Annotated in this window: 22 protein-coding genes and 3 pseudogenes; 15 read left to right on the top strand and 10 right to left on the bottom strand. The window is 69.3% G+C overall.

The window, feature by feature from the left end:
• Positions 1–105: 105 nt before the first annotated feature.
• The 7 genes and pseudogenes from ACFYXV_RS29275 to ACFYXV_RS29245 all read left to right on the top strand — a co-directional run.
• Entirely contained in the window at positions 106–441 is a 336-nt protein-coding gene (locus ACFYXV_RS29275; protein ID WP_389384496.1) for a helix-turn-helix domain-containing protein, read from the top strand.
• Positions 442–1268: 827 nt separating this feature from the next.
• Positions 1269–1508, top strand: a complete 240-nt coding sequence (locus ACFYXV_RS29270; protein WP_389384495.1) for a hypothetical protein — start codon at positions 1269–1271, stop codon at positions 1506–1508.
• Positions 1509–1569: 61 nt separating this feature from the next.
• Positions 1570–2394 carry a hypothetical protein gene (locus tag ACFYXV_RS29265; protein ID WP_389384494.1) on the top strand — a complete coding sequence of 275 codons (825 nt, stop codon included), beginning with the start codon at positions 1570–1572 and terminating at the stop codon, positions 2392–2394.
• 496 nt (positions 2395–2890) lie between these two features.
• Entirely contained in the window at positions 2891–3115 is a 225-nt protein-coding gene (locus ACFYXV_RS29260; RefSeq protein WP_389384493.1) for a hypothetical protein, read from the top strand.
• Positions 3116–3209: 94 nt separating this feature from the next.
• Positions 3210–6005, top strand: a complete 2796-nt coding sequence (locus tag ACFYXV_RS29255; protein ID WP_389384492.1) for a CHAT domain-containing protein — start codon at positions 3210–3212, stop codon at positions 6003–6005.
• 76 nt (positions 6006–6081) lie between these two features.
• Positions 6082–6456: a hypothetical protein gene (locus tag ACFYXV_RS29250; protein WP_389384491.1), complete on the top strand. Its 375-nt coding sequence runs from the start codon at positions 6082–6084 to the stop codon at positions 6454–6456.
• A gap of 91 nt (positions 6457–6547) precedes the next feature.
• Positions 6548–6816, top strand: a pseudogene (locus tag ACFYXV_RS29245) (HNH endonuclease); the annotation flags it as partial.
• Between the two features lie 49 nt (positions 6817–6865).
• Here the strand turns inward: ACFYXV_RS29245 and ACFYXV_RS29240 are convergent.
• Both ACFYXV_RS29240 and ACFYXV_RS29235 read right to left on the bottom strand, forming a co-directional pair.
• A complete protein-coding gene (locus ACFYXV_RS29240) occupies positions 6866–7135 on the bottom strand; it encodes a hypothetical protein (RefSeq protein WP_389384490.1) in 270 nt (89 codons plus the stop codon).
• A 317-nt stretch (positions 7136–7452) separates the two neighbouring features.
• Positions 7453–7977, bottom strand: a complete 525-nt coding sequence (locus ACFYXV_RS29235; RefSeq protein ID WP_389384489.1) for a hypothetical protein — start codon at positions 7975–7977, stop codon at positions 7453–7455.
• Between the two features lie 144 nt (positions 7978–8121).
• Here ACFYXV_RS29235 and ACFYXV_RS29230 point away from each other — a divergent pair, with 144 nt between their 5' ends.
• Together ACFYXV_RS29230 and ACFYXV_RS29225 are read left to right on the top strand one after the other, a co-directional pair.
• A complete protein-coding gene (locus ACFYXV_RS29230; RefSeq protein WP_389384488.1) occupies positions 8122–8553 on the top strand; it encodes a hypothetical protein in 432 nt (143 codons plus the stop codon).
• A gap of 123 nt (positions 8554–8676) precedes the next feature.
• A complete protein-coding gene (locus tag ACFYXV_RS29225) occupies positions 8677–8946 on the top strand; it encodes a hypothetical protein (RefSeq protein WP_389384487.1) in 270 nt (89 codons plus the stop codon).
• Between the two features lie 344 nt (positions 8947–9290).
• Here ACFYXV_RS29225 and ACFYXV_RS29220 read toward each other — a convergent pair.
• Positions 9291–10123, bottom strand: a pseudogene (locus ACFYXV_RS29220) (IS5 family transposase).
• A gap of 33 nt (positions 10124–10156) precedes the next feature.
• Between ACFYXV_RS29220 and ACFYXV_RS29215 the strand changes: the two are divergent.
• Entirely contained in the window at positions 10157–10579 is a 423-nt protein-coding gene (locus ACFYXV_RS29215) for a hypothetical protein (RefSeq protein WP_389384486.1), read from the top strand.
• Positions 10580–10602: 23 nt separating this feature from the next.
• Positions 10603–10989: a hypothetical protein gene (locus tag ACFYXV_RS29210; RefSeq protein ID WP_389384485.1), complete on the top strand. Its 387-nt coding sequence runs from the start codon at positions 10603–10605 to the stop codon at positions 10987–10989.
• A gap of 492 nt (positions 10990–11481) precedes the next feature.
• On the opposite strand, the gene ACFYXV_RS29205 is transcribed toward ACFYXV_RS29210, so the two are convergent.
• Positions 11482–11808, bottom strand: coding sequence for a rhodanese-like domain-containing protein (locus ACFYXV_RS29205; protein ID WP_389384484.1), 327 nt, complete (start codon positions 11806–11808; stop codon positions 11482–11484).
• 40 nt (positions 11809–11848) lie between these two features.
• Between ACFYXV_RS29205 and ACFYXV_RS29200 the strand changes: the two genes are divergently transcribed.
• Positions 11849–12463 carry a TetR/AcrR family transcriptional regulator gene (locus ACFYXV_RS29200; RefSeq protein WP_389384483.1) on the top strand — a complete coding sequence of 205 codons (615 nt, stop codon included), beginning with the start codon at positions 11849–11851 and terminating at the stop codon, positions 12461–12463.
• A gap of 23 nt (positions 12464–12486) precedes the next feature.
• Here the strand turns inward: ACFYXV_RS29200 and ACFYXV_RS29195 are convergent, their stop codons facing one another.
• On the bottom strand, positions 12487–12915 hold the full coding sequence (locus ACFYXV_RS29195) for a hypothetical protein (RefSeq protein WP_389384482.1): 429 nt from the start codon (positions 12913–12915) through the stop codon (positions 12487–12489).
• Positions 12916–13126: 211 nt separating this feature from the next.
• Here ACFYXV_RS29195 and ACFYXV_RS29190 point away from each other — a divergent pair, with 211 nt between their 5' ends.
• On the top strand, positions 13127–13561 hold the full coding sequence (locus tag ACFYXV_RS29190) for an SRPBCC family protein (protein WP_389384481.1): 435 nt from the start codon (positions 13127–13129) through the stop codon (positions 13559–13561).
• A gap of 350 nt (positions 13562–13911) precedes the next feature.
• Here the strand turns inward: ACFYXV_RS29190 and ACFYXV_RS29185 are convergent, their stop codons facing one another.
• Complete coding sequence (locus ACFYXV_RS29185) at positions 13912–14532, bottom strand: relaxase domain-containing protein (protein WP_389384480.1); 621 nt, start codon at positions 14530–14532, stop codon at positions 13912–13914.
• A 758-nt stretch (positions 14533–15290) separates the two neighbouring features.
• Positions 15291–15647 carry a hypothetical protein gene (locus tag ACFYXV_RS29180; protein ID WP_389384479.1) on the bottom strand — a complete coding sequence of 119 codons (357 nt, stop codon included), beginning with the start codon at positions 15645–15647 and terminating at the stop codon, positions 15291–15293.
• A 312-nt stretch (positions 15648–15959) separates the two neighbouring features.
• On the opposite strand from ACFYXV_RS29180, the pseudogene ACFYXV_RS29175 reads away from it, so the two are divergent.
• A pseudogene (locus ACFYXV_RS29175) lies at positions 15960–16114 on the top strand (WhiB family transcriptional regulator); the annotation flags it as partial.
• A gap of 112 nt (positions 16115–16226) precedes the next feature.
• Here the strand turns inward: ACFYXV_RS29175 and ACFYXV_RS29170 are convergent.
• Together ACFYXV_RS29170 and ACFYXV_RS29165 are read right to left on the bottom strand one after the other, a co-directional pair.
• The gene (locus tag ACFYXV_RS29170; protein ID WP_389384478.1) at positions 16227–16751 is read right to left on the bottom strand and encodes a hypothetical protein; all 525 of its coding nucleotides are present in this window, start codon (positions 16749–16751) and stop codon (positions 16227–16229) included.
• Between the two features lie 1033 nt (positions 16752–17784).
• Positions 17785–17952: a hypothetical protein gene (locus ACFYXV_RS29165; RefSeq protein ID WP_389384477.1), complete on the bottom strand. Its 168-nt coding sequence runs from the start codon at positions 17950–17952 to the stop codon at positions 17785–17787.
• A 698-nt stretch (positions 17953–18650) separates the two neighbouring features.
• On the opposite strand from ACFYXV_RS29165, the gene ACFYXV_RS29160 reads away from it, so the two are divergent.
• Positions 18651–18851: a hypothetical protein gene (locus ACFYXV_RS29160; RefSeq protein WP_389384476.1), complete on the top strand. Its 201-nt coding sequence runs from the start codon at positions 18651–18653 to the stop codon at positions 18849–18851.
• Between the two features lie 109 nt (positions 18852–18960).
• Here ACFYXV_RS29160 and ACFYXV_RS29155 read toward each other — a convergent pair whose 3' ends face one another.
• On the bottom strand, positions 18961–19209 hold the full coding sequence (locus ACFYXV_RS29155) for a hypothetical protein (RefSeq protein WP_389384475.1): 249 nt from the start codon (positions 19207–19209) through the stop codon (positions 18961–18963).
• Positions 19210–19212: the final 3 nt, after the last annotated feature.

The raw sequence follows: 19212 nt of genomic DNA, 5'->3' as shown, positions 1-19212 counted from the left end.
GACGACCGCTCTGTACACGTGGGTGTCGGACGAGTACCGCAACCGACTGATCGAGGCCTCGATCCACAAACGACTGGAGCCCGCTGAAGGAAGGGTGTTGCCGCGGTGATGAAGAGGATGGGGTTCACATGGAATCTGCGTCGGCTGATGGCGGAGCGGGACATGTATCAGACCACCGATCTGGTCCCCTTGCTGGCCGAGTACGGGGTTCACCTGTCGCGGGAGCAGGTGTTCCGGCTGGTTACCCAGCCTCCGCAACGGCTGTCGATGGATACCCTCGCCGCCCTCTGCGGCATCTTCGGCGTCACCCCTGCCGACCTGATCGAGGTAGTCGAGACCCGCGTTCAGGTCGCGAAGCCGACCGCGACCGGCGAGAGCGCGGGCACGGCGAAGGCTCCTCCTGCCCGCCGGGTTCGCGTCCTGCGCCCGGGCGACCAGTGAGCGGCCCGGTGCCCGCTCGGGGCTCGTGGGAGGAACTCGCGGAGCGGATCGCCCGGTTCCTGCCTGATCTCGTGCCGGATGAGGCGGCCCGGATCGTGGCCGGGCTGACCCCTTCAGCCCGGGGGCGGATCCGCACTCACCTCGCAGCACACCCCGACGCTCTGGTCAGCGGGTCCTGCCTCGCCCCTCGGTCGGTCCAGGCCCTCATCACTACCCTCACCTCCATGGGTGTCGCTGGGGTACAGGCACCGGCCTGACTGCGGTGCGGCCGTGTTCGGCCGCTGCGCCGGTCGGTGCCCGGCGGCAGAGTCTGTCTCGGCTGCGAGGGCGTCCTGGCCGCCCAGTCCGACGTCGGCCCTTGCAAGGCCTGCGGGGAGACCCGACCCCGCCCGAGCCACAAGACCTGTGGGCCCTGCCGCCGGGATCAGCTCTCAACCGGCCGGGCCTGCTCAGTCTGCGGGAACCGCTCCTTCATGGATCCGTGCGCGAACTGCCGTCCCCGTCCTCTCGCGTCGTGCGCCTTGTGCGGGGACCGGACACCGGTGTGCGCCCGGTGGCCGCTCGGGCCGGTCTGTAAGCCGTGCTACCGCGAGGCCCGCCGCCATCCCGCCTCGTGTCCGGGATGCGGCCAGCACCGTGTGCTGATCGCCCGCGCGGAGGGGCGCCGAGTCTGCGGACCCTGCGACGGGCACCCAGATCCGCATGCGTGCCCACGCTGCACCGAACCCCGCTCATACCAGGTCAGAGGGGTATGCGACCGATGCGCGGTGCATGATCGGCTCACTGTGCTGTTCTCCACCGTCCCCGACGGCGGACCATACGCGCACATGCGTGCGGCTCTGGCCGACAGTCCGGAGCCCGGCACCGTTCTGACCTGGCTGCGCAACTCCCACTCCGCCCGCCTGCTCGCCGACCTGGTGGCCACCGGCCGGCCCGTCACCCACACCGATCTCGACCTCACCGCGGTCGAAGGCCGGGCCGCCGCCCGGACTGCGGAGTACCTGCACGGCCTCCTCACCGCCTACCAGGTACTGCCCGAGCGGCGACGAGCTGTCCGCCCGGATTGAGCGCCACCTCCAACGGGTTGCCGCCCGCCACCCCGAGCACGCCCTCCTGCTCCGCTCCTACGTGCGCTGGTCGCTGCTACCGCGCGCCCGCCGCCACGAGCGGCTGCGCGGCGGCGGGTTCCTCGGCCGGGCCCGCGGCGCCTACGCCCGCATCAACCGAGCCGCCGAGTTCCTGAGCGCGATGACCGCGCGCGGGCTGCTCCTGCAGGAAGTGACCCAGCACGAGGTCGACACCTGGCTCGCGGTAAACCCTGGAACCCGCTTCGCCGTCCGCGACTTCATCGTCTGGGCCACCCGCCGCGGGCACGCCCGAACCCTCGACGTCCCACACTGGCCGAAGAAGGCCCCGGTCGCGATGGACGAAGACTCCCACTGGGAACTCCTCCACCAGTGCCTCACCGATACCGACCTGCCGCTCGAAGTCCGCGGAGCCGGATCGATCCTCCTCCTGTTCGGCCAGCACCTGACCCGGATCACCGCTCTGACCACTCACGCCGTGACTACCGCCGGCGAGGACACCTTCCTGACCCTCGACCGCACCCCCATCCCCCTGCCCGCCCTCCTGGGCGGCCTGCTGGCCGACCTCACGAACCGCCCGCCGCCCACCAACTGGGCGGCGAACACCTCTCGGGGCTGGCTGTTTCCCGGAGGCCGTCCCGGACAGCACCTCTCCGCCACCGTGCTCGGCCGCCGCCTGGCAGCCCACCAGATCCCCAACCGGCCCGCCCGGGCCACCGCCCTCGTCACCCTCGCCCAGGATCTTCCCCCGGCGGTCCTCGGTCCGATGCTCGGCCTCCACCCCGTCACCGCCGCCCACTGGCGACAACGCGCCGCCACCGACTGGACCGCCTACCTCGAAGCCCGTCTGACCGCGCCGCCGCGCTGACCACGGGTCGAAGCCGCGTGATACAGCCGGTTTGGGAGGTGTCGCTTGCGGCTGTACGTCGACCGCCAGCGTCGCTTGCGGCTGTACGTCGACCGCCAGCGAAGAGTCCCCCGAGGGATCCTCCCGTGACCCATAGGGGCGACAATGCGGCCTTGAGTGCACCGAGCGCGCCCCAAGGAGCGAGAGTGGCAAGAGACCGCAACAACCGGCTGGCACCCGGCCAACGCGTCGCATACGCAAGCCAGACTGGCAGCGCCTGTGTCGTTCTCGGCCTCATAGCTTGGGGTCTCGACGACCTGACTAGCGGATTCTCATGGATCGGGTTGGCCGTGATTCTCGCAGGGGCATGGCTGTATGAAGGCCGGCGTTGGAATCCCGTGGCAGCGGCGTGGAACACGCGGGTCCCGCTGATGGCGCTCCCGGCATCTGCGGGGCGCCCGCACCGGCGTTGTGCATGCCAGTCGGTCTCTGGGAGGCAGGCGTCCATGGATGGGCGGTGCCTTTGGCCAGCGGTGGGGTCTCCCTTTTCTGGGACGATGTCAGAGACCGTCAGTACCCGCCGTCTGAGATCGTGGAGATCGACCGCAGTCTGCCCTACGACCGCATCAAGATCACCACAACCGACAGCATCAGGCCCGTCATCCTCGTCTTCTCCCAGGACTGGAACGTGCGGGCATGGCAGGGACTCAAGGACCGGGACAGCATCGCGAAAAGTGACTAACCGTCCCGTATTTGGGAACGGGGTGCGTCTTGTCCCGTGGGTGCACAGCCGAATCTACTGACGGGTCCGCCTGGGGCCTGGCAGCATCACGGGAATGTCGAACCCATCGGTGCCGAATGCCCAGGACCTGCGCTCTGCCTTTGATCAGCCCCTGGGGTACGTGGTTGTGTGCCCGGCGGATGTGGGCGGGACCAGTCACCGGTACTCGCCCCTTTTGGCCGAGCAGGTCGACGAGGCCGGCAGCAGGCTGGTCACGCTGCCCCATGGAATATCGCGGACCGTCGCAGCTGCCCTTCCCGGGCTCTGGTACACCCTGCACCTGCCGAGCACCCTGATGGATCTCGTCGCCATGCGCGCCCCGCTCCTCAAAGCGGCCCACGAGGTGAACAACGGCCACCACATCCTGCTCCTGCCGATAGACGTGTTTGAGCAGCGCTACGTCGACGGGTTCTTGCAGGGATCTCACCGAACGCTGGTGGTGTGTCCCGACGAGCTGCTGGAGGAGGCTAGTGCACGCTCCGAGCCGATGGGCTTCGCCCTGCCCGTAACAGGCTATGGGTCCTTGACCGATGAGAACCTCACAGCGCAGTGGGAAGCTGTTCACCGCCATTTCATCCCGGGCATCGAGCCCCTGGGACAGAATCTCGCCCTGACCCGGCGCCTGGACTTGGCTCCCACCCTGCTGCCCCACCGCCGGCTAGCGCGGCAGATGGGATGGACCGCAGATCAAGCCGAGCCCCCATCAGGACACGGCACCGATGGTCCCGTTTCCCGTGCCGTACTCGGGCAGGCAGTCCTCGCTACGGTCGCCCGTATGGAGGACGAGGGGACGCTGCCGGATCTCGACGACCACTTCGAGCGCACCATGGCCGAAGAGCCGAGACGCCTCCGATTCCCTCTGATGCTTGCACTGCCAGGAGTAGCACCCGCATATTCACGCACCGTCTACAGCGGCCCAGTACGCGCCCGTATGCACGCCGCTGATACTCAGGACGAGCCACACGACGTCTGGTCGGTGACCATGCACGAGCGGTCCGACCGTCAGGTAGAACGGTGTGCTATCGAGTTTGCCGCTACGCATCACGCCGTGGCGACCAGCGGGCTTGGACTGATGATGCCGGACGTCCCCGCACAAGGCTTCATCGCACTCTCCGAACTCGAACGGCACTTCACCCTCACCCGTACCGAGAGCCCGGCCACTGTCCGCAAGCTGCTGACGAGACTCAACGAGGCCACCAGCTCTCTGTGGAGCGAAGACACCATCGAGCTGATCAAGCGGGCGTCACGGCTGACCGTGTTCTCCAACTTCCCTCTCGGTCTGCTGACCATGCCCGGCGATACATCCCCTCTGGCCGCCCGGCTGCCCATCACCTATCGTCCGCTCCTCCCCCTGGCCCGTACGATCCAGCACGAAATCAACACCCGTTCCAGCGTCAACCTCAGCGGCTCGGTTCGGGTCCTGATTGCCGAGTGCATCCCCGCCAGCGACCACGTCGGCCAGCTCTCCCGCCTGGGCTGGTCGGTTGCGATGGAGACCATGCAGCCAGCAGGCGACGCCCTCAAGGTCGACACGGTCGAGATCGATACGGTCGACGCACTGCGCCGAGCCGTCATCGAGCACGCACCCGAATTCCTCGTCATCAGTGCGCACGGCTCGTTCAATGGCAACGTCGCAGGTCTCGTCATAGGCGACCGGGTCTGCGTTGGACTTGGCCTCGGCCCCGCCCATGCACCTCCCGTGGTGCTGCTCAGCGCCTGCCATGTCGCACCTCGCGGAGCCGGAGCCGTGACCGTGACCGACCTACTGCTGCGCGAAGGGGCACTCGCCGTGCTCGGTACGCAGGTCCCGGTTGACGTCAGGCGCAACGCAGTACTCACGGGCCGCTTCTTCGCGAACGTCGCGGCGGAACTGAAGGGACCTGGCCGTCACGCGACTCTCCTTGACCTATGGCACCACGTTCAGGGGACAAACGCTGTCAACGACATCTTCACCGGCTCCCAGTCGCTGCGGGACTGGTCCGACAGCATCAGCGCGAGCGGCGTGTCCGTGCTCGAGGACTTCATGATGAACAGATCCGTCGGCCGCCTGCGCGGACCACACGTCTACCAGAACACCGAAGACGTTCTGGGGGAGATCGCCGACGACATGGGTATGGGGACGAAGGTGAGGAACTGGTTCCGCCGCCCCGGCTACACGCCCGAGTCGCTCTTCTACCTGTTCGCGGGCCGCCCCGACCGCATCCGCCTGGCACACGCCGGGGGGGGCCGCCTCGCCTCACCTGTCAGAGGCGCCCGATATCGTCCAGCCATGACCTCAAGTGATCATCTGCTCGACCTGATCCGGAGCACCCCGGAGATCGATTTGCTGCTGCGGACGTCGTTCGGCTTCGACATCGGGCGGAAGTATCACGGCGAGGGGTTGAGGCTTGCCTCGGATGCACCGCTGGAGCCCATAGCCGGCGAGTCCGCTGGCGGGGCGTACTTCCTGTGTGCTGAGGAGGGCGGCCGTCGGCCGGTGGTGTTCGCGAGTTCCGAAGGAGAGGGTGGGCTGATTGCCAACGACTTGGCGGACGCGCTTGAGATCATCATCGGGCTTGAATGGCGTGACTGTCTTGGGTTCTCCGGCGGGGGCGATCTAGAGGTCATGCAGGTCTCTGCCCAGCACCTCGAACGGTACCTGGCCCGCGGCAACCCGGAGATCACCGAGGAGCGCGCCCAAGTGGCCGCGGCCCTGTCGCTTCGTGTCGTGCCCGTCGCCGACCTTGTCATCCGCCTGTGGGAAGCGGCTTCGAGAACCGAGCCGGACTACGTGGTGACCACCGAGGACGGGGAGCCATATGACCCACCATTCGGCGAGTACTCGGAGCCTCGCCATAGTGGCTGGCGTTGAACCAACCGATCCTCGCTCACCAGTGACAGCGACACACGACTGACATGGCCATTCGCTGGCCTGGTGGACAACGAGCATGGCGACGTTCCTGGTTCTGTTCGACGACTCCAGCACCACCTGGCGTTTCGAGCCTTCAGCCCTCACTCCCGTGCTCCAGGGTATCTGGGCCGACACGGTCATCGATCCGACCATCCGAAGCGAGGCTCGGGGCTTCGCGTGGAGCTTCCAGACGACCTGTGGCTCAGCTGAGACCTACCTGGATACGGACGGCACGTGCCTCTACATCGATGCCGCCTTCACCGACGCGGCCCAGATCGCCTGCATATTCCGTGACTGCGTGCCAGGGTCCATCGAAGTGATCTTCTGCGATCAGGGGTACAACTTCGACCTGGTGATCACACCCGGCGCCATCCCAGCAGAACTCATCGGCAAGGTGGACGCTTTGCTGTAGGCGTGGACGGACACACCCGTCTTCGGATACGAGGTCGGAGCGGAATACGGCACTCTTCGAATGACGCTCCCCGCCAGCTGAGCAGGTGCCGTGGTCGGCGGTGCGGCGGGAGGCGTACGCGAACGACCAGGCCTCGCCGGACACGCTGATCGCGGTCTCCGCCGCCTCCAACCGGTCCAAGGCCGACAAGGACCCGGCGGAGTGGCTGCCCTCGGCTCCTACCACTGCACCTACGCTGCGACCTGGGTCGCCACCAAGCTGCGTTGGGACTTGGCCGTCGACGAGGACGAGCGCCAGGCACTCCTCGGGCTCGCCGAGGACTGTACGACCACCAACGTCGTCTACGAACCCGCGTCCTGATCCCGGCCAGCCGCGTTCGGCAAGGGACGACGGTCTTCGCCGGGCGCGGTCAGGCGTCCGGGTCGCGGCCTGCCTGGCGGGCGGCGTGGCGCCGGACCTCCTCGGACACCGGGATCCGGGGCGACGCTGGGGTGCGCTTGAGGACCAGGCCGTCCATCACCGTCCGGTAGCCCGTGACGAGCACGATCAGCACACTCGTGCAGAGCAGGACCTGTGCGGTGCGGCCGTGTCCATAGGTGCCCACGCCCCAGCCGGCGGCGGCCACGAGCAGGGCCAGGAGAAATCCGTCAACCGCGATGCGTTCACGACGGGTCAGCATGTCCGGATCCTTCCGACGCGTCCTTGAGGCCGGTCGGAGCCTGCCCACCAGCCGCAATCGCCCATGCGCACCCTGAGGGTGACCTGCTGAAAGTGTGTCCGCCAGCATCCGGCCGGGCTCAACCGGCGGCTCGCCTGAAGCAGCCAAGGTCGTAGCCCGGCCCCGGCTGATTGCCCCGTGCGGCAACTCCCGATGCGCCCACAACAGCACGGGACGGTTATCGCACTTGGCGGCAGCCATCTCGACGGTGCGGGCCGCGCTCGGGCCTGGCGGGTCACAGACCTGACTCGGTGCAGGGCGCCGGCGTGCGAGGTCGGTCAGGCGTGGTAGGGGTTCCAGCGGCCGAGGCGGGCGAGTTCGGTCCGGGCGCTGGCTTCGTCAAGGCCGAGGGCTTGTGCGGCGCGTTCGGGGTCGGCGTCCTCGCGGACGCCGCGTGCGGCGTAGTAGCCGGCCTGCCGGGCGGTGACTTCCGTGCAGCGGGCCGCGCGGACCGCGGCGAGCGGGGAGGTCTGGGTGAGGGTGGCGATCTCGGCCTCCAATTGCTCCAGGAGGCCTGTGATGGCTGCGGGCAGGGGGATGGTAGCGGCCTCGACCGCGGCGGTGTGGTCATCCCACTCGCGTTCGCAGGCGTCCGCCTGTGCCTGGCCGCCGCCCTCCAGCTCCTGTTCGCCGATCGTGTCCCAGTCCAGGCGCTGTTCGGGCCCGGTCCAGCCGCAGGAGCAGGTGGCGCGCAGGACGGCGGCCCGCAGGATGTGCCGGACGCGCCCGTCGTAGACGGACCCATGCGAGCTCTCGTACATGCTCGGTCCCGAGCCGGTGTCGAAGAACGCCGGCGGCGCCACCGTGCCGTCCTCCAGGAGTACGGCGACCGACCCTTCGTGGGCCGTACCGAACTCTTCCGTCGTCCAGGTCTCCCGGTCCTCCCACTCTCCGGCCCACCCCGGAGGGCACGTAGTCTCCCGGGCGTGACATCCCGGAGACGAGTGTTGAGTGCGGCCGCCTGGACGGCATGGGCGAGGGGGGCTGCGGCGCCCTGGCACGAAGCAGCTTTCGACGACGCCTATCACCTGGTGCGCGAAGGCCGGTACGAAGAGGCCGAGGCGCGGGCGCGGGCTGTCATCGCGGCTCGCCAGGGTATGTGGGGGCGGGACCGGCGGCCGGTGACCGTCTGGCAAGCCACGTATTACGCCACCATTGCGGCGGCGGCCCACGGGCGACGGGCTGCAGTGCTGGCTGAGCAGGAAGCCTTGATCGAGGAACTGGAGCAGTTGGACGGCGCGAACCGGGATCTGCTGCTGTCCGCACGGCTGAACCGCGCCTGGGTACTGATCGATGAAGGACGCCCCGCTGAGGCGGAGGTCGAAGCGCGGGTCGTCCTAAGGGCGCTGACGCGGCTCAAGCATCTGACCGAGGTGTAGCAACTCGAACTGTCCGCCCTGAAATGCCTGGGGGACACGCTGTGCGCGCAGGACGAGTACGAGGAGGCGGAAACGATCGCCCGCGGCAATCTGCCGCGGGCCGAGAAGCAACTGGCGACCCGCTTGCACCGGCTGCTCATCCACAGTCTGTCCGGGCAGGGGCGCCATGAGGAAGCCCTGGCCGAGTCCCGCAGGACCTTCCCCAAGCTGCCCCCTTACGCCAGCGGGGAGCTGGAGCTCGCCAGGGCCGTGGCACTGCACGCCCTGGGCCGCACCAGCGAGGCGGAGACAGATGCCCGGCGGGCGCTGGCCGCCTGCGAGCCGTACCTGCATCCGGCGCACCCCCGCGTCGGCGAAGTCCACGCGCTTCTGGCCCGCATCGCAGCTGCCTGACACAGCCCTCCTTCTCCGGGACGCCGCCACGATTGCCCTGCGCACCCGGGTCTGCCAGCCGGAGTTCCTGGTATGGCGGGAGGGCTACCAGGCACTGCTGCGGTGGAGGGCGAAAACGGGATCACCAGCCTGTACGCCTTCCCGTATCACGGGGAGGTCGATGGTGTGCGAGCCGGGCGAGGAGGCTTGGGAGGCTTGGGAGGCTTGGCTCGCCGGGCTCCGGGCCTACCGGCGGGCCATCGGGCACCTCGCGCCCCGACAGGACGCCATGCCCCATCAGCCAGTACATAACCAACCTCCGCCGCACAGGCACCAAGAACGGCCCAGGAGTTGTCGTCTAAGTGTCACGCCCACATCAGGAGTGATGCGAGGGTGACGGCTGCTTGGTAGGACTGGGCGGTCTTGTCGTACCTGGTGGCGATGCCACGCCATTGCTTGAGGCGGTTGAAGCACCGTTCCACGACGTTGCGGTGCTTGTAGATCCGACGGTCGACAGCCGGCGGGCGGCCGCCGAGGCTGCCTCGCCGGGCCCGGTTGGCGATCTGGTCGGCCCACTCGGGAATCGTGTGGGCGATGCGGCGGCGCCGGAGCCAGGTGCGGATGGCTTTCGAGCTGTAGCCCTTGTCTCCGATGACGTGGTCCGGCCTGGTCCGGGGCCGGCCGGGCACGGACCGGGGCACCCGTATCGCGTCCATCACGGTGATGAACTGGGTGCAGTCGTTGGTGTTTCCGCCGGTCAGCACGAGCGCGAGCGGCCGGCCCGCCCCGTCGCAGGCCAGGTGGATCTTGCTGGTCAGCCCGCCGCGGGACCGGCCGCGGGCCGGGCTGCGGAGCCCCTTTTTCGGGCTCCGGCAGCGTGCTGGTGGGCGCGGACGATGGTGGAGTCGACCGATACCAGCCACTCGATGTCGTCTGCCGCGTCAGCGTTGGCCTGGGCGGCCTGGAGCATCCGCTCGAACGTTCCGTCCATCGCCCAGCGGCGGAAGCGGGTGTGGAGGCTGGCCCACGAGCCGTATCGCTCGGGCACGTCCCGCCAGGCGACCCCGGTCCGGAACTTCCGCACGATCCCGTTGAGAACTGTACGGTCGTCCAGTCGTGGCCGCCCCAGCACCGGCCGGGGCAGCAGCGGCTGCACGAGTTCCCACTCGGCATCGGACAGTTCGGCTCCTGGCTCCAGACGTCCTCGGGCAGCTGGGTCCAGGTCACCCAGGTGAGGTCCTGGACCCAGCAGAAGCGGGTCCACAACCTCACCGTGGCCGACCACCACACGTACTACGTGGTGGCGGGACAGACCCCGGCCTTCGTCCACAACTGCGGCATCTCGATGGAGGAGGCCATCGACAGCGCCATCGCCCACGTCAGCGGCGGCGGTCCGGTGCGCATCGTGCGCTCCGGCAGCGGTGGTGTCCAGTTCATGGCCGAGCACACGGACGAGAGCGGCCGGGTACTCAGGAAGATCGCCCGGTTCGACGTGAACCCGGACAGCACGCACGTCCAGCGGCTCAAGCCGCATCTCAACCTGGAAGTCCAGATCGGCAAGAAGACGATCGACAAGGGTCCGATGGCGGATCCGCACACACCGATCGATCCGGCTACGATCCGGCCGAGTGACTGGTGGCCGAAGGGAACATAGGGGAGATCATGCTGTACGTCCTGGTGAGTGCTGCGACCGGGGAGCTGGAGCTCTCGGGATCCCGTGCCGAGCTGTACGCCTTCGGGCGGCAGGTGCGCGGCGGCCTCGGCGAGACGGCCCTCTCCCACGTCGCCGACCCGGCTCCCTACAGCCGGTCGCTGACGCGCGTCGTCTTCCAGAAGGCGGACGCCGCCGAAGCGGTGATCTCCGTCCTCGCGGACGGGGAGACCCTGGAGGTGCGGGGCGGGCCGGAGGCTCTGGCCTACCTCGCAGCCAACATCGAGGGCTTCGCCGAGGACGGGGACGTCACCGGGCACCTCCACCTGGAGTACCCGGGGCACGACTATCTGGCGGAGGAATCGGATCCGCTGGTCGTCGCCCTTGACGAGGCGGCTTCCTCCGCCTCCTGACCGACGTACCCCACAGGGCCCTGCCGCGGCGTCATCGCCACGGCAGGGCCTTTCCGTTCCTCCTCCTCCCGGTCCCCGCGGACGTCGCCGTGGTCCCGCCATGGCTGCCAACCAACGCCAGCGCCGCGACCGACTCCACCCGGCACGGCTCGAAGCGCTCGCCGAACTCGGCGCGGCGCGGTAGCCAGGCGGGAGCCGTCCGGCCGGCCGGCCAGCCGCGGAACAGACCGCGGCCGACACCGCTGGCTGACCGGGCGGCAGCCCGCCCCGTTCACCGCTCCCCCGGCGACCCCGGAGCGGCTACAGGCCGGATCACGTCGTCCTCGGGCACGTCACCGAAGGCATGAACCCTCGGCGCGTTGAGGGTGGGCGTCGTGATGGAGCACCCGGTTGGTGCGACCAGCGGAATCGTGCGTACGGGGTGCGCATGGCGGGCGAGCATGCGCGCGAGGGCGAAGACTCCGTGCGTGGAGCCTTCGCCCTCGACAGAGGTCAGGCGGTCTCGGTGGGGAGGCCGGCTTCGACCCAGTCCTGTATGCCCTCGCGGTACTTGCGGACGTTGGTGTAGCCGAGGCTGGTGAGCCGGTCGGCGACCTGTCCGCTGTTGGGGCATGCCGGGTTGGAGCAGTAGGTGACGATCGCGGCGTCGCGGTCGGGGAGCACGGTGGAGGCCTGGGAGTCGACGTCGGCCGGTGCCAGCGCCAAGGCGCCGGGGAGGTGCTGCTGGGCGTAGTACTGGCCGCCGAGCGTGTCGACGACGGTCACGGCGCCGGTCTCCATCGCTGCTGTCAGCTCGTCGCGGGTGATGAGTGCGGTCATGCCACTGCCTCCAGGGAAGGAATCGGACTACAGTCCTGTTATGACTCACGACAGTAACGGACTGCGGTCCGGTTCGGCAATACCTCTGGAACTGCTGCGGACGCCGCCGCCCAAGGAACGCGCGGACGCGGCCCGCAACCGGGTTGCAGTACTGGAAGCTGCCGCCCGGCTCTTCGCCGAGCAGGGCGTCGATGCGGTGTCCATGGATCAGGTGGCCGCAGCCGCCGGCGTCGGCAAGGGCACCCTGTTCCGCCGGTTCGGCGACAAGTCGGGGCTGGCCGCAGCCCTGCTGGACGCCCGTGAGCGCGTGCTCCAGGAAGCGGCCCTCTCCGGACCGCCGCCGCTCGGCCCCGGAGCCCCCGCCGACGAGCGCCTGACCGCATTCCTCAACGCATACCTCGACTACCTGCTGGAGCACCTGGCTCTGGTCCGGATGTCCGAGACCGCCGCCCCCGGAGCCCGGTACAGGATCGGGGCCTACCGGTTCTGGCACCGCCATGTGGCGATCCTGCTCGCCGCCGCCCCCGACCCCGACTACACCGCCCACGCCCTGCTCGCCGCCCTGGCAGCCGACCACGTCGCCGCCCTCCTACCGGAGGTCGGCGAACAGCGGATGCGGACCGGCCTGCTCAACCTCGCCCGCTCAGCGATGTGACGATCGCACCCACCAGCCCCGGCTCAGCCCGCCCTGTGGTCCCGCCCATGCGCCTCCACGATGGCGACGCCGTGAAGCTGGCGGACTCGCAGGGATGCTTCCGGATCCTGGAACCCAGCCATCCGCCCGTTTTCCCCATCCCGCGTGGGGACGTACGCATGGATCTGCGGCGCGAGCACGAGACCGGTCATGGCATCGTCGAGATCGGCGCCCGGGCCCCGGGCCGGCGGCCCGGCCACCACCGGCCGCCTGGCGCACTGCGTGTCCAGGTGGGGCAGCCGTACGTCGGTGGCGCTCCAGCGGTCGCGGCGGGCTTCGCGACCGGCCGCGAACAGCCGCGTCAAGAGGGCGGATCTGACGGCGGCGTAGTCGACCATGCCCAGTGCGGGACGGTCCACGACCTCGCCCGTCACCACGACGGCCGTGCCAGCGGCAGATCGAACACCGTCCACGGGCAGCCACCGAGCGCGGCGGCGCGTTCTCTGAGCCGGTCCCCGCGCCTGTCGCGCGCGCCTTGCTGACCGGGATTCCATTCCCCTCGATGCTCCTACCGGGAAGCGGACCCAGTGGCCTCGGATGCATCCGGAACCGGGCCGGGCAGGGAAGAGGGAGCGAGGGGCGCCGGCACAGGGCCGTGCCTGCAGGCGGCGAAGGAGCAGCGCAGTGATCACCGTGGAACGCAGTTTCCTCGTCGGAGTTCCGCTCGACGACTTGATCGCGTATCTGGAGGACTTCGGCCACACCGAGGAGTGGGACCCCGGCACCGTGAGGTGTGTCCGGATCGACGGAGGTCCGGTCCGGCCGGGCGCCAGCTGGCACAACACCTCTCGCTTCCGCAAGCGAACCACGGAGTTGCTCTACCGGCTGGAAGCCCGTGAGCCGCACCGGCTGGTGTTCACCGGAACGAACAAGACCGTCACCGCCACGGACGTCATGCGCTTCGAGGCCCAATCTGCCGCCTCCACCCGCATGACCTACACCGCTTCCTTGCGGTTCAAGGGCCTCGCCAGACTCGCCGAACCCTTCCTGCGGGCGGAATTCGAGAAGCTCGCGGACCAGGTCGAACAGCAATTGCCGCCCGCGGCCGAGGCCGGCTGACAACGCTCAGACCTCGGCGCGCCAGGAGCCGTTCTCGGCACCGCGGGCCTCGATGTACGCCTTGAAATCCCCGCCGGACCTCCCGTCATCTGTGTGCGCACGCGGACTCCTCGACGTACCGGTCGTCCAGTACTCGCAGGCAGACACCGGTCGGCAGGAGGCGGAGCGCCAGATTCGCGCGGAGGCTCCATCGCCGGCCGTCGGCCCGGGGTGACGGTACGCGGCTCGGTCGCCGGCCCCAGCGCCTCGCAGACCTCCGCAGCCACGATCTCGTCGTAGAGCGCGGAGGTGGCCACGGTGCTGTCGTGCAGGGCCAGGGTGTGGATTGACCCCCGGCACCCGTCCAAGCGCTACCCCTTCACCGACAGCAGCAGCAGCAGATGGTCACGGAGCAGCGGTCGCCCGGAGTGCGCCTCATGGTGGCGGAGGCGGGCGGCGCCCAGACGGCCGACCGGCCGCACCCGGTAGATGTCGTCCGTGCCGTACCGGATCACCGCGACCTCGTCCTCGATCCACTCCAGCATCCGCTCGATCGCCCGCTCGTGCGCGGCCTCGATCAACCGGCGGGTCTCCTCGTTCCCCAGCGCCCACGGGAGGTAGATCGTCGGCTGCGGTCGGAGCACGAAATCCACGCCCGTGACCGTCACCCGGCGACCGAGGGCGCCGGACTTGAACGGCCTTCTTCGGAGAGGAGCCTGCTGCGAGCAGTTCGGTCTCGATCCGGTCCGCGTACGGTTGGCGGCCCCGCTCTCCGAACGGGTTCCGCAGCTGCGCCTCGGGTACCTCCTTCCCCGGCGCAAGGCCGAGCGCGGCCAGGTCCCGGCCCATCCATCGCCCAGCAGGGACCCCGGCTTCCTCCCGGGCGGCCCGCAGCGGAGTACGGGCAGGGCGGCGGCTGTCGCCGACGACGGTCTGGCGCAGGTGGTAGCGGCACGGCTACCCGCCCGGATGACCCTGTTTTTCAATGTCATGCAGATCAGGCCACACCGTTCTGACCTGCAAGGAAAGGGTGGTCAGCGGGAGGTCCCGTCGGGCGGGATCAGCGGCCGATATTTCTTCTCAGGTGCCCGCCGGGCGGGAAGCGGCCCCGGGCCGGACGGAATCGTCACTACTCCCTGGCAGTCCTCACACCATGACCCGGCGACCTCCTCCAGCACTACCGAGCACTGTCCAGCATCAAAAACGGAACGAAGACCGCCGAACGAGCACCACCTACAGCAGTCCCCGGCACCCGCCGGGGGGCGTCATGCTGCCCGGAGGAGACCACTTCGTCACCGAGGAAGCCCCGCATCTCTGACGTGCCAGCAAGAAGCAGCCGGGCCTGCAGGCAGGCCCGGCCGGATAGGGACCTGGGGCTCAGGCGCTCGCGTGGTGTGACGCGAGGGCCCGCCGGGGCGCGACATGACAGGCAGGCTCATGATGACGGGTGGCCTGGAGACGGGACAGCCAGAGGGAAGTGGTGGCGAGCTGGCCCGTGAAGACCGCCAGGAGGAGAAGGCAGACCCACATCGGCCGACTCCCGGGATGGGCCCACCCCGACCAGGCCGCCGCGGACGCCCACAGCAGGAGACCCGCCGCGTAGAAGGCGCGGACCCGGCGGAGCTCGCGTACGGCCCGCAAGGACATGAGGTGATCACTCTTCGGTGCCGTGCCGGCCCGCGTACCCCGTGATACACGATCCATCGGATGATTCTTCGCCCTGGTCTGTCGTTCGGGTAGGCGAGCGGCATCAGGTTTGATGCAGCATCGAGGACTGACAGAGCGGCGGGACATCCGATGCAGCGCTGCCGAACAGGTATTCAGGACGGCACTGTTGTACGCCACCCCGAGGCGCACGGGCCGCCGCGCCCCCGCGCTTCGCGTGCTCGCCTTCTTCGAGCAGCCTGAGAAGCACGGTCACGACGCCTGCCTCGTCTCCTCGGATCGCGCCTCGCTTGACCCGCATCGCGCCGCACAGCGGCATGCCCGACAGGCGGCTGCCCGGGGCGTGGCAGCCGGATCCGTGCGGAGCGCTCCACACCGTTTTCCGGGAGACGTCGCGGATGGAGGTATGGCCGGGTGCGTGCCTCTCCGCATCGGCCTTCACTGTTCCCCGCGGCTCCTCGCAAGGCGTCGCGGCTGGGGGCGGCTCGCCTGGGTCCAGTCGGCGAACCACCAGGCTGCGGTGACGACGGCAGCCCAGAGCAGGCCTTGGAGCACGGCTTGTGGCCACGCCGCCGATTCACCCCACCGCTCGACTCCTGTCAGCGCCCCCCAGGCCACCACGAGAACCGCTGCCGTACGTACACGCCGATGCTTGAACATGCGCACAGCCTGCCCCGGACACCGAAGGCCAACAGAGATCAGTGCGGCATTGTCAGATCAGGCCGTGGTGAAAGATGCGCTGATGCCCGTGGCGGCCGTATGCCACCGATGCCCGGTCCTGGAGCGCTGCTTGGACTGGGCTCTCGAAGAGGGCATCGACTGGGGCGTGTGCGGAGGCCTCACGAGGACGAACGACGCGCCGTCAAACGCCGCAGGGCACGGGAAGCACGGGCCCGCCTCCACCCCTGACCCCACCTGCCCTCGCTACCCCTTCCCGGCAGGCTCGCCCCACGCTGAGACAGCTGAGCCAGGAAGCACAGCTGGCAGGGCGGCCTTGGGCCGAGGCCGGAACGGACGCGGGTCAGAGTCCTTCGGCGCGACGCCGCCGGTGGCGGTGGTCGAGGGTGACGGCAGCAAGGAGCGGCCCCCAGGCGACCAGTGGCAGGTAGAGGATTCCGGCGATGGTGCGGGCGAGGCGGGTCATGTCCGGATGGGGGAAGGCCCACCAGAAGGCGAACTGGGTGAGGACCAGCGTCAGCGCCGCGGCGCCGATGCTCGCCGTCACGGTCACCGCACGCGGGTTCGGCCGGCGCCCGCCGACGAGGGGGACCCACCGCGGCAGCACCTCACCCCACGGCCGGACCAGCCCGAGAGTGAGCAGCGCGAGTAGCTCTCCGCCCATGGTGAGCCCGAACACGTACACCGCGCCCCAGCCGGTGAAACCCATCGCCTCGTACCCGGCCTCGGTGTACCCGGCGGTGAAACCGGCCGCCAGAAGCAGGCGCCAGACCCCGGACGGCAGGGTGACGAACGCGGCGGCGTGGGCGGCGCGGACGGCCCAACGGGGTGGGGACGGAAGGCTTGTGTCGGGTTGCGTGGTCGGCATGTGCACTATCGTCTCGGCGTGCCGTCTCCCCGGCATCACTCCTGAGAACGGGCCTCGAAGCCAGCCTGGGCAGGAGACCCGTACCTCCCGCTCCACCTCGCGGGGAGGCCTGTCCGCCCCGGTCGGCCACGAGCACATCGATGAACGCCCGCCGTCGGCGCGGCAAGTACTTCCCTGTGTACGTTTGGCTGTACCCGCCTGTGCGTGCTGACCCGTACCCCGACATGCGGCGACATCGCACCACCCCCCGGCCCCGAAGTCCCATAGACGGGGTGCCTTGCCGGGGTGACACCGCGCAGCCTCGGTTGCCTGCCGCCGGCCGGGGCAAGAGTCGCGACCAGGTGCACCGAGCCCCCTCCCGGCCGCGCGAACCACAGCTACGCAGACGGGGAGGGGGCTCAGTGGCCGACGAAGCAGATGTTCAGCGGGATCGGCGGCGGCGCCGTGCCCACTGGCAATTCCAGCAACACCGCCGAGCAGAGCTGATGTCACTCCTATTCCGAGCGCCCAGGCGGTACCCGTACCTGTGCCGGTGGTAGCGAACGCACCGGCAGTACCGGAGTCGCCGGAGCCGTGTTCGTCGTCGGCAGCAGTCTTTGGGGGGATTTCGCCGCGCCGAGTACAGGTCCGACTTGCGAACCGGGCTCTGACGCGGGATCGGAGGGGCCGCCCGGCCGTTCACCATCGCCCGCTCCGTGACCCGGTTCCTCACCACCGCCCGGTCCATCGCCCGGATTCTCACCGCCGCCCGGCTCGTGACCCGGATCTTCGCCTCCGCCCGTCTCCTCACCACCTTCCTTGGGAGCCGTGATCTTGACTCGCATCGTCTTGGTCCCTTGAAGGCGAGCGGTATTGATTCGGAATCCGATGTCGAATTTGTCGCTCTCGGGGATGTTCGCTCCGACGTGGACGCGGACCGGCACCACGACTCGCTCCGCCCGAAGCCCCACCGACTCCACCAGCACGGTTGCCGAAAACCCTCCCTGGTCCGGGGCGGGGGCGCGGTGTCATGCCATGCCCCGTCGAGGAATACCTACACCTGGTGGTCCTCCGGTTCAGGTGCGGTGGGAAAGAACCTCAGGCTCAGCTTGTAGGGATCATCGCTCTTCACCACGCCGTTGGTGTTGTCCACGACCAGGCCGGCCTGCCACCAGTCGCCGCCGGCCTCCAAACTGCTCGGGGCGTCCTGCCAGCTGAGCACCGGCGTCGGCCGAGCGGCATCAGGTCCAGGCGTGTTCACCGCCGCGTCCGCAGCAGGCGGCTGTGCCACCCCAACGAAACGACTGACGTCTTCCGCGCTGCACCGGGTTCACCCCCGCCCGCGGCACTCCGAGCAGATGCCGCGTCCGTCAGCTTTCGTGGCGCAGGGCCGTCAGCCGCCGTCGGCGCGTCTGCGCCGTCTGTGACCTCACCACGGGTCCCGGTCCCCTCGCCGACCGCCTCGCTCTTATCCCGCAGGGTGTCCGTGCCTGCGGTAACAACCTCCGCGGTCGCGGCCGGCGCAAGAAACGAAGCCGGGGCGAGGACCCCGGCCGCAGCAGCCAGAACAACTCTTCTCAAACGCACAACTACCTCGATTTCACTCAGATTTGTCACTACCACCCTCTCTAGGCCAGAAGCGGATTGGTACCACCTGAGCGCTTATCAGGTCATATAGCGGACCTATGGCCAGCAGCCCCAGCTGCCGCCAACGGCCATACCCGGACGGCCACCGTTTCGGGGCCCTCAACGGAGCCACCCACTGCACCGGCTCCGCCTCCCCACCACCCCGCTCCACGCCCGCGAAGAGGGGCACGGTCAACGCTTCGGACCACGGCGCGGCCGTGATCGACACAGGCGTGCCGGCCCGGCCACAAGGGGAACGGCCGGCGGGGGCGACCGGCGGGAGCCCGGGCGTTGTTGGAGGTACGCAACGAGACGCTGGAACTGCTGGACACGCTCCTCGACGGAGTGAGCGAGCCACGGCTGCAACTGATCAGCGCAGACGAGGCACGCGCCCTGATCGTCTTCCTCGGGCTGCTCGAAGAAGGCGAGCAGGGCGAAGACGTACGCCGGGCCGCGGGCGACATGCGCTCCCGCCTCGGATCCCGCCTCGCCTGACCCACCTCACCGCCACACCGTCCGCACTTCGCCGGCGCGGGCTTCACCGGCAGCGCCTCCCGTGCCGGATGCGAGCGCCCGGCCCCACTCGAAGAAGCGAGCCCCGACATCAAGAAGGCGTCGGGGCTCTCGCCCTGTCCGGCGGCGGCCACGGAGCAGGGGTGAACTCCACCTCCGTGGCGCCGCACCCGGCCGCGATGTCCAACAGCCGCTCCCGCTCCAGCTCGTCGACAGCCAGGCCCCAGCGGAGCTTGGTCGCCGTCCCCTCCACCCCGTACTGGCACAGCGCGTCCCGCGTCGGCGGCAGCCACTCGGCAGGGTCCTGGTCAGCCTTACTCCGGTCGGAACGGGCGGTCACCGC

The organism is Streptomyces sp. NPDC002181 (assembly GCF_042890485.1).
GTDB lineage: Bacteria > Actinomycetota > Actinomycetes > Streptomycetales > Streptomycetaceae > Streptomyces.
The sequence above is the reverse complement of the archived record's forward strand: the minus strand, read 5'-3'. Positions and strand labels throughout refer to the sequence as shown.